At 64.4% G+C, this 2,977-nt stretch carries 3 protein-coding genes and 1 tRNA gene; 3 read left to right on the forward strand and 1 reads right to left on the reverse strand.

The genetic code is table 11. The annotated features are described in order from the left end of the window. Positions 1-16: 16 nt before the first annotated feature. From AC3LB0_RS05380 to AC3LB0_RS05390, 3 genes are all read left to right on the forward strand, one after another. Positions 17-92, forward strand: a tRNA-Gly gene (locus AC3LB0_RS05380). Positions 93-109: 17 nt separating this feature from the next. Beyond that, positions 110-1,294: a trans-sulfuration enzyme family protein gene (locus AC3LB0_RS05385; RefSeq protein WP_488650140.1), complete on the forward strand. Its 1,185-nt coding sequence runs from the start codon at positions 110-112 to the stop codon at positions 1,292-1,294. 18 nt (positions 1,295-1,312) lie between these two features. Beyond that, positions 1,313-1,855 carry a hypothetical protein gene (locus AC3LB0_RS05390; protein ID WP_488650141.1) on the forward strand — a complete coding sequence of 181 codons (543 nt, stop codon included), beginning with the start codon at positions 1,313-1,315 and terminating at the stop codon, positions 1,853-1,855. On the opposite strand, the gene AC3LB0_RS05395 is transcribed toward AC3LB0_RS05390, so the two are convergent. Further along, positions 1,852-2,922, reverse strand: coding sequence for a lipid II:glycine glycyltransferase FemX (locus AC3LB0_RS05395; protein WP_488650142.1), 1,071 nt, complete (start codon positions 2,920-2,922; stop codon positions 1,852-1,854). The genes AC3LB0_RS05390 and AC3LB0_RS05395 overlap by 4 nt on opposite strands. Positions 2,923-2,977: the final 55 nt, after the last annotated feature.

Here is a 2,977-nt window from a genome sequence, read left to right on the forward strand (position 1 = left end):
TATCCTCACCCCCCACGCGGGAGTAGCTCAGTTGGTAGAGCGTCTGCTTCCCAAGCAGAAGGTCGCGAGTTCGAACCTCGTCTCCCGCTCCAGCCCCTACACTCTCGCCATGGCAAAAGACGGCAAAAAGCCCCTCAAGAACGCATCACTCGACACCCTGGCGGTCCACGCCGGTGAGAGCGCCGACCCCACGACCCGTGCCCACAATCTGCCGATCTATCAGACGGCGACCTTCACCTTTGAGACAGCCGACGAGAAGGAGGCAGCGGTCGATGGGGCACTTGCCTGGGAGCCGAACAAGTACTTCTATACACGCACCAGCAACCCCACCACGGCAGCACTTGAAGAGAAGCTCGCAGCACTCGAAGGTGCCGAGAGTGCGGTCGCCTCAGCATCAGGCATGTCGGCGATTGCCGCGGGGCTCCTCGCCCACCTGAAGTCCGGTGATCACCTCGTCGTCGCCGACGACCTCTTCATTATCAGCCAGATTCTCTTCGCCGAAGACTTCCCCTCCCGCGGCATTGAGGTGACACCGGTGCCGATCACCGATCACGCTGCGGTGCAGGCGGCGATGAAGCCGAACACAAAGATTATCTTCTGTGAGGGGCTCTCCAACCCGTGGATGCGCATCACCGACATTCCAGCCATTGCGAAGATTGCCCACGGGGGTGGCGCACTCGTGGTGGTCGACAACACCTTCTTGAGCCCCGTGCTGCTCCGCCCACTGGAACATGGTGCGGACCTGGTGCTACAGACAACCACGAAGTGGGTCTCGGGCCACGGCGATGCGCTCGGTGGCGTTGCCGCTGGCTCCAAGGCGCTCGTTGATCCGATTCGACGCCAGACGGACCTTCTTGGCGGCGCGGCATCGCCGTTCAACTCCTGGCTGATCGCGCGCGGCGCGCGCACCCTACCACTGCGCATGGAGCGCGCCTCGGCGAATGGCACTGCAGTTGCCGCGTTCTTGGAGGGGCATGAGAAGGTCGAGTGGGTACGTCATCCAAGCCTCGCGTCGCATCCAGATCGCGCGGTCGCAGATCGCCTGCTCACCAACGGGTGGGGCGGCATGCTCTCATTTAAGCCACGCGCGGCGGCCGGCGTTGATCCTCTCGACGCCATGCGCGCCTTCAGCGATCACCTCAAGATCTTCGCGGTCGGCGTCAGCCTCGGCGAGGTCGACACGCTCGTCTATCCGATGCCGAAGCGCGGTGGGATCTTCCGCATCAGCATCGGCATTGAATCCGTGAAGGACATCATCGCCGACTTCAGCCAGGCGCTCGATCACGTTCGCTGAGAGGGGCGAGTGAGCTACATGTTGGACGAGCCGAAGCGGGCTCCCCGCGGGATCGTGCAGGTTGCCGCAGCTGTCAGCAATGGGCTGCTCGGAGTCACGCTGATCGCCGCCGGCCTCGCTGGTCTCGTGGCTATTGCGATCGTGGCCGCTGATATCGCGGATCAAACCTGGGTCTCGCTCGGTGCGCAGATTACGGCCCAACTCGGGAGCGACGTTGCCACACTCTTGGAAACGTTCCAGATTGATTTCGCCGTCATCCTCACCACCCTGGCCGACCAGAACAACCTCCCGGAATTTGGCGCGTGGGTGCGACAGATTCTTGCTCTGCTCATGGTCGCGACGGTTGCCCTCGGGTTGGCAGGTGCCGCGCCGCTCTGGGTTGCACGCGCACTCTGGTCACGACGCTCGAGTCGCGCGGTGCTCCTTTTTGGGGTGATCCTTAGCGCTATCGGCGCCTTTGGTCTCCTCGTGACGGGAGCACCGCAGCTGATCTGGGGTCTGGTGCTGGTTAACGGCGTACTCACCCTGGTGGCGAGCCGAACGATTCGCCCTTCGGCTTAAGCGCCGAATCCGCGCAGGCGTAGCGCGAGGCGCACGAGCGGTCCACGGATCGGATCAAGATCCACATCGAGTGCACCTGGGTAGACAACCGGTGCCCCACCCCAACCGGCCTTGAAGTGCGCGATCCCCGGCGTTGAGATCCCCCACATGTCGTAGGTGGCGCTCCCTCGCGCAACGGCACGTTCCATCGCCGTGACCTTGAGCGCGTATGGTGCACGCAGCTCGTTTCCAGCGCCGGTTGCGCCGCCGAAGAGCTCGGTCGTTGTTGTTGGCGTGGTGATTACGAGGAGCGCGCCGAGCGTTTCGCCCGACGGTGATTCGGCGATGAGGATCTCCGCCTCGCCGTTGAAGGCGCTCACGATGTGTGCGAACGTGGCACTGCTGCGCGTCTTCACCCCGGTGCGCCCAGCGATCGATGACATCGCGGTGTGGAGCGCCTCAGCACCATCAGCACCAGCCGCGCGCACGGTGACGCCAGACTCGGTTGCATGTCGCGCGTACTGTCGCCACTTGCTGCGCCAGGCGGCGCGAACGCTCTCCATTCCAGCTGAGAGATCAATTCGCCGACTGGTCGATGGCTGCACCGGTCGTGCGCGATGCAGTGTGATTTGCGCGGTTGATGCTGCAGCGAGCCACGGCGCGCGTAGGTCGGCGCTCAGCGCATCGGCAGGGTTGACCTGATCGGCCTCATCGGGGAGCGGCGCACTCTCACCTGGTTCCAGCCGAACCATGGTGACGCCGTCGCGACGAAGCTCGGAGAGTCCACCGAGGAGTTCGGCGCGCAGTGCTGCGGCAACTGATTCGTTCGGCGCAACAACAATGGGTCCGCGTGGCGCGTAGGCGATGCGACCGAGTCCAGCGGGGAGACGCTGCAACAGGAGTTGTGTGCCGGCCCACGCGGCGCCATCGTGTGCCACGAGGCGAACCGACTCCCAGCCGGTGAGCGCTTTCGATGCGGCCCAGGCTGGCTGTTGCACAAAGGGGAGGTCGGAAAGTTCACCCGCAGTGGCGGCGGCGCCAAGGCGTGCCCCCCAGGCGCTCAGCTCTTCTCGGACAACAGGACTCATGCGCGTAGGGTACGCGCCCCGCTACCCTTGCGCCTATGCCTGCAGATCAGACCCT

This window comes from Candidatus Limnocylindrus sp. (assembly GCF_040397235.1).
Classification (GTDB): Bacteria; Chloroflexota; Limnocylindria; order Limnocylindrales; family Limnocylindraceae; genus Limnocylindrus.

Coding starts and splice junctions, on each gene's coding strand:
- AC3LB0_RS05385 (WP_488650140.1), top strand. CDS start 110: ATGGCAAAAGACGGCAAAAAGCCCCTCAAGAACGCATCACTCGACACC.
- AC3LB0_RS05390 (WP_488650141.1), top strand. CDS start 1,313: ATGTTGGACGAGCCGAAGCGGGCTCCCCGCGGGATCGTGCAGGTTGCC.
- AC3LB0_RS05395 (WP_488650142.1), bottom strand. CDS start 2,922: ATGAGTCCTGTTGTCCGAGAAGAGCTGAGCGCCTGGGGGGCACGCCTT.